This is a genomic window from Candidatus Paceibacterota bacterium, assembly GCA_028714635.1.
In the GTDB taxonomy this organism is placed as follows: domain Bacteria; phylum Patescibacteriota; class Minisyncoccia; order Phycocordibacterales; family JAQTLZ01; genus JAQTLZ01.
In genome coordinates, this window is the sequence record JAQTLZ010000013.1 from 1 (window position 1) to 6,215 (window position 6,215).

The window sequence follows — 6,215 nt, forward strand, 5'->3', positions numbered from 1 at the left end:
ACGTCATCCCCGTTCAATACAAACTCGACGGAAAAAATGTCTACGGCAGGCCGGTTGGAATGAAAGGAACGAAATTAGAAATCCGTTCTCTTTTTGTCAGTTCCCTTTCACAACACCTCGAAGATCTGATCGAAGCAGTTGAGGAAGCTGGAGTGGAAGTAGAAGATGTGATGGCAGCTCCGCTCGCTGCAAGTTTGGTCACCCTTTCTCGCGCGCAAAAAATTGCCGGATGCGTGCTTGCAAATATCGGAGCTGAAACGGTATCGATTGTTATTTTTGAAAATAATATTCCGATCTCTTTGGAAGTCTTCCCCATCGGCTCGACAGATATTACAAACGACATCGCACTCGGACTTCGGGTTCCGCTTAATGAAGCGGAGCAAATAAAACTTGGGGGCATTACTTCTACTTCTTATCCTCGCAAAAAACTGGAAGAAATAATCGAGGCGCGACTTTCAGATATTTTTGAGCTCATCGAAGCTCATTTGAAAAAAATCGGGAAACAAGAACTCCTTCCTGCTGGAATTATTTTGACCGGCGGAGGTTCGGGGGTCGGGACTGTCGAAGATTTAGCAAAAGCCGCACTCAAACTTCCTTCAAAAATTGGAGAAGTCACTTTTGGAAATTCAAAACCAGGAGAAGTAAAAGATTCAACATGGGCTGTCGCTTACGGCCTTTGCATTTTGGGCCTCAATCAAGAAGAGAGCGCATCATTAGGAACCCAATCGCTTCAAAATACCAAAAACACGCTCATTAGCTGGGTGAAGCAATTTTTGCCATAAAAGGTCACTCGGAACAGTTTTTAGAAACCCAGAAAACTGCCCCAGCGGGCAGTTTTCTTTGTGCTGGGCGCCGGCTGCTTTGTGGTATAGTTTTTGCCCGAAGCAAAAATTACACCACAAAGACCCTGCCGGCCTGGCGTGCGCGGGTTTCTAAAAACTATTCCTCGCTTTTGTGCTATTCAAGATTCTCCTTATCTGGACTTTTCTTTTCCCTTTCTGCAACGAATTTTTTCACCTCTTCATAGCTCATTTGTTTCGGCCAAAGAAGATCTCCGTTAACGTTATAAATAGGTAGATAAAGTTCTTTTTTATCTTTATAGGCTTCGCCCATTATTGAAGTTATTGTTTCAATATTTTCAAAATCTTTATCCATTACAAGCCCCTTAAAAAGTCGTGGAGCTACTCTCGCTGATAATACAAAACCGTGGGAACTTTCTGCCCTGCTTTCCCCCTTAGAATTGTGCCTCTCTTCTAGATCATTCATATATTCTCCGATTTTCAGTTTCGTATACCAATGTTTTTTAACTTCTTTTAATTTACTCATATCGAACATTATTGGTATTGCATATTTATCCTGTGTCATGGGGTAAAGTTGAGCAATTTGACTTAAGCCTCGCTTGTTTGTGTTCGGTGTAGATCGTCCAATGATATGAAAACAGATACTAGGACGACTCGGCATAAGAGTACTCCATCTTTTAGTTTCTTTACCACGAACGGCCTGAATCCATTCTTGTTTATCAAACACCTTACCTAAATCGTTTGTGTCCATATAATTACCTAGAATACCCAGCGAAAGAGTAGAGGAGAAGCTTTCTCTGGTTCCGTATGCCGAAATATGATATGCGGTACCGTCTTGATCGATATCCTGTACCTTCGCCATCACCATTTCCAAAACTTCCGGGGACAATACAGTTTCTTTAAGAGATAATTGCTCTTCCTCGCCTTTATCAATCGTGTCTGTTTCTTTTTTAGAGTCAGAAAATTTACCAGGCACCCCATACCAATCCAACCCTTCTTGACCATATTGGTCAAGAATTTTTTGCTCCTCTTCTGAATGCTTCGGTGGTGGTTTTTGTTCAGAATAGTTTTCCATACTAAAAGTGTACCAGAAATTCTTCAAAACTGTCACCCAACAGAAGCATGTTCGCATATACATTTTGGGAAACTCACTGGGCTCTGCGCAAAACAAAGGAGCTTTTTAGGAAAATTGAATTGTTTGAGGGGCTTCCCGCCCCGAGTTTTCAATTTTCCGTGAAGAAAAGTGACTATTGTTTAAGCGGAGAACCAGTGGGGCTGTTTCCCCAAAATGTATATGCGAACATGCTTAAAACATCTATTTTCTACAAGCTAAAAGCTCTATAATGTCAACTGTTGTGTTTTTTTGTGGCTTTCTGCTATGATTGGAATTAATAGTTTTTTAAGAGAGCGTGAAAACACGGACTGAAAAGAAATCTTCAATTAATCCGCCAAAAGACTTGGCGTTAAGCCCTATTACTATGCCCCAAATTAAACCAGAAGTAGAAACATTTGCTCGAATTCGAGTGCTCGGAGTCGGAGGTTCAGGAAAGAACGCAGTAAACCACATGGTGACCTCAAAGGTCGCTGGTGTTGAGTTTATCGCAATAAACACCGATGCGCAGGATTTGCACCACTCAATGGCGCCAAAGAAGATCCATATCGGTAAAAACCTCACCAAAGGCCTCGGTACAGGAATGAATCCAGAGCAAGGACGAAAAGCTGCTGAAGAAACAAAAGAAGAAATCCAAGAAATCATCAAAGGCGCAGATATGATATTCATCGCTTGCGGAGAAGGAGGCGGAACAGGAACCGGTGCTGCTCCCGTTGTCGCTCGAACTGCAAAGGAGCTCGGGGCCCTCACTGTCGCCGTTGTGACCAAGCCATTCTTTTTTGAAGGACAATCTCGAATGCGACTTGCGGAACAAGGAATCGAAGAACTCAAAAAGAGCGTTGATGCAATCATCGTTATTCCAAACGACCGACTGCTTGCAACTGTAAGCAAGGACACGACCGCACGAGACGCATTCGCAATGTGCGATGAAATTTTGAAACAAGCAGTTGAAGGAATCTCAAGCCTCATCACCACTCCCGGAGTCATTAACGTCGACTTCGCCGATATTCGCGCAGTGCTCGAAAATGCCGGTTCTGCTCTTATGGGCATCGGTACAGGCATTGGAGACAAGCGAGCGGAAGACGCAGCAAAGGCAGCTATCAATTCTCCCCTTCTCGATATTTCAATTCACGGCGCAAAAGGAGTGCTCTTCTCTATCGCCGGCGGAGACGATTTGAAAATGTATGAAATTCAGGATGCTGCGAAAATTATTACCGAATCAATCGACCCAGGCGCAAAAGTTATCTTCGGAACAATTCATGATGAGAAATTGAAGAAGGGCGAAGTGAAAGTAACAGTCATCGCCTCTGGTTTCCCAGAAGGCATGCCGAAAAAAGGACTCTTCCATTTTGAATCAAGCGAACCGAAGGAAGAAAAGAAAAGCAAACTCTTCAGCTCTTCGACTCCAGCACCGGTAGTAGTAAAAGAAGTTCCAAAGCCTGTTGAAGAAAAGAAACCTGAAATCAAAGTGGTAGACGACAGTGATGATGAATGGGGCGCAGTGCCGGCATTCCTAAGACGATCAAAAATAAAGTAGAAACAAAAAATCGCCTCAGGGCGATTTTTTGTTGTAAATTTTTGGAAATTCAAGAAATATGCTATCATTGTTCGCATGACTTATGACCTTGCTATTATCGGCGGCGGCCCCGCCGGGGCCGCCGCAGCTGTGTATGCTGCGCGAAAGCGTCTCAAGACTGTTTTTATAACGGAGAGCTTCGGCGGCCAAAGCGTAGTATCAGCCGACATTCAAAACTGGATCGGGACTGTTTCCATTTCCGGAGACAAGCTCGCGAAGGATCTTGAAGCTCACACCCGCGCTTACGCTGAAGATATTGTCGATATAAAGACTGGCGAAAGAGCTGAAAATATCACAAAAACCGCTTCAGGGTTTAGCGTAAAGACAGGAAAAGCTTCGTATGACGCGAAGACAGTTCTCATTGCGACTGGAAGCACCCGAAGAAAACTCCAGGTTCCTGGCGCGGAAGAATTTGAAAATAAAGGCATCACCTACTGTGCATCTTGCGACGGACCTCTTTTTGCTGATCAGGATGTTGTGGTTATCGGCGGAGGGAATGCAGCATTTGAGACCGCAGCTCAGCTTCTTGCCTACTGCAAAAGTGTAACTCTTCTCAATCGTTCCCCAGAATTCCGTGCTGATCCTGTTACAGTACAGAAAATTCTTTTGAATCCGAAAATGCGGGCAATTCGAAATGCTATTCCAGTAAAAGTCTCCGGCGACAAATTTGTCACAGGAATCACCTACCGAGATGCTGAAAAAACAGAAGACGTGGAGACAGAAATTAAAACAAATGGAATTTTCGTTGAAATCGGCCTCATTCCCACAACTGACTTCGCAAAAGATATTGTAAAGCGAGATGAACACAATCATATTGTCGTCGATCCTCGAACACAGAAAACCTCACAGGAAGGAATTTGGGCTGCGGGAGACTGCACCGATGGCAAATATCACCAAAACAACATCGCCGCAGGCGATGCCGTGAAAGCCCTCGAAGACATCTACCTCGCTATCCACGCGAAATAAATTAAAAAAAACCGTTTGAACTTTTAAAGGATCAAACGGCTTTTGACTTTGCCCTGGAATCAGAGCGGACAGTAATGCATACTCGCGCCGTGCAGGCTCTTTTGTCTTCTTCCCTGCCAAGGCCGGGGGGCTTTTACTCTGCGCTTGTCGCACGGATGCGGGTGTATGACGCCGGAACGATCTCTCCAGCCTTCTCCCCGCAGAACCATCGCGAGGATATTGGCGGCAACTCCTTCGATGCGGCTCTCTGTCAGATCCGCTCCGATTGGCAGGAGGCCCGCATACTTAGATCCGCGCTCGCTGTAGCGAAGCGAAAAATTCCGGCCCGGCACATCGCAGAGCACGAGCCCGTGCGAAGTCACATCTTGCGAGGTGGAAAATGTAAGACCTTCCGCTCCCTTTTTCTTTGCAAGCTCTTCGATCGCCCGAAGCACCCGCGCCGACGTCGTCTCCGACTGTGCGGAGATGAGAAAGAACAACTGTGTTCCCGGAACAACTTTGCGTCTTTGTACATCAGAACCAAGCTCTGGCATGACAAATCCTCCTTGTCCCTGTGTTTGCACCCTTGCTTTCGCAAGCCAGACACATTATCTGGAGGTTTGGGACAATGTACTTCTCCCAAATCTCCAGATAACAAAAACTCCCGTTTGAGCGGGAGTTTTTGTTATCTGTAATGGTATTTTAGAAATTCCTTACACAACAATAAACCTCCCGCTCTTTGGAGTAGGGACGATTCGTGTGATGGTTGGGATTGATTTGAAATTCATTGCTTCTTTATAGTAACAAAGGTTGTTTTTTGGTCAAGTTCGTTTATGCAGACAAAAATTTTACTTCTTCCCCGCAACTTTTTTCTGGGCAATCTTTACAAGCTTTTCTTCTTTCTTAACCGAAGTCGGTTTTGCGCAAACAGTTTCAATAATGCGCGCAGTTACCTGATATGGATCCATATTTGCGGCTGGTCGGCGGTCTTCGAGGTATCCTTTTTTATTTTTTGTTGTGAACACGGGAATCCGGATGGATGCGCCTCTATCGCTCTCTCCGAAACGAAATTCGTCAATACTGCACGTCTCGTGCTTTCCTGTAAGCCGAGCGCCATTCCCCGCTCCATACACAGCAATATGTTCGCTATGCTTCGCTTCAAGCGCTCTGCAAGCTTCCTCAATGACTTTAATTCCGCCTTCTTCGCGCATCGCCTTGGTGCTGAAATTTGTGTGAGCTCCTGCCCCATTCCAATCGCCAAGCATTGGCTTTGGAGAAAAATGGACGGTCAATCCGAAATTCTCCCCGATTCGTGCAAGAAGCCAGCGCCCAAGCCAGAGCTCATCTGAAGCGGCAAGTGCTCCAAGAGGCCCGACCTGAAATTCCCACTGCCCAGGCATCACTTCGGAATTAATTCCAGAAATGGTAAGCCCTGCCTGAATACAGCTTTCCAAATGCGCCTCAACAAGCTGTCGGCCGAAAATTTTATCAGCGCCTACTCCGCAATAGTACGGACCCTGCGGAGCGGGATAGCCTTCTTTCGGAAAACCAAACGGCCTCTCTCCAAGAAAAAGATTATATTCCTGCTCGATTCCAAACCATGAATCGTGTTCTTTATATTTTTCCGCAATTTCGCGGGTCTTTGCGCGAGTGTTGCTCACATGCACGCTTCCATCCGGATTCATGACTTCGCAAAGAACGAGGATATGGCTTCCTCCGCGAATCGGATCTTTTACGAATCGAACGGGAATAAGGAGACAATCGCTTGAATGGCCATCTGCCT

At 45.5% G+C, this 6,215-nt stretch carries 6 protein-coding genes; 3 read left to right on the plus strand and 3 right to left on the minus strand.

What is annotated here, in order from left to right:
• Positions 1 to 782: cell division FtsA domain-containing protein (locus PHS53_05030; protein ID MDD5357474.1), on the plus strand; the 782-nt coding region annotated here is incomplete at its 5' end.
• 175 nt (positions 783 to 957) lie between these two features.
• Here the strand turns inward: PHS53_05030 and PHS53_05035 are convergent.
• Positions 958 to 1,875, minus strand: a complete 918-nt coding sequence (locus PHS53_05035) for a hypothetical protein (GenBank protein MDD5357475.1) — start codon at positions 1,873 to 1,875, stop codon at positions 958 to 960.
• Between the two features lie 403 nt (positions 1,876 to 2,278).
• Here PHS53_05035 and ftsZ point away from each other — a divergent pair, with 403 nt between their 5' ends.
• Both ftsZ and PHS53_05045 read left to right on the plus strand, forming a co-directional pair.
• Entirely contained in the window at positions 2,279 to 3,448 is a 1,170-nt protein-coding gene (gene ftsZ, locus PHS53_05040; GenBank protein ID MDD5357476.1) for a cell division protein FtsZ, read from the plus strand.
• A 75-nt stretch (positions 3,449 to 3,523) separates the two neighbouring features.
• Complete coding sequence (locus PHS53_05045; GenBank protein MDD5357477.1) at positions 3,524 to 4,453, plus strand: FAD-dependent oxidoreductase; 930 nt, start codon at positions 3,524 to 3,526, stop codon at positions 4,451 to 4,453.
• A 59-nt stretch (positions 4,454 to 4,512) separates the two neighbouring features.
• Here the strand turns inward: PHS53_05045 and PHS53_05050 are convergent, their stop codons facing one another.
• The gene (locus PHS53_05050; GenBank protein ID MDD5357478.1) at positions 4,513 to 5,016 is read right to left on the minus strand and encodes a hypothetical protein; all 504 of its coding nucleotides are present in this window, start codon (positions 5,014 to 5,016) and stop codon (positions 4,513 to 4,515) included.
• 264 nt (positions 5,017 to 5,280) lie between these two features.
• The coding region (locus PHS53_05055) for a glutamine synthetase (GenBank protein MDD5357479.1) at positions 5,281 to 6,215 on the minus strand (935 nt) is incomplete at its 5' end.

Coding starts and splice junctions, on each gene's coding strand:
- PHS53_05035 (MDD5357475.1), bottom strand. CDS start 1,875: ATGGAAAACTATTCTGAACAAAAACCACCACCGAAGCATTCAGAAGAG.
- ftsZ (MDD5357476.1), top strand. CDS start 2,279: ATGCCCCAAATTAAACCAGAAGTAGAAACATTTGCTCGAATTCGAGTG.
- PHS53_05045 (MDD5357477.1), top strand. CDS start 3,524: ATGACTTATGACCTTGCTATTATCGGCGGCGGCCCCGCCGGGGCCGCC.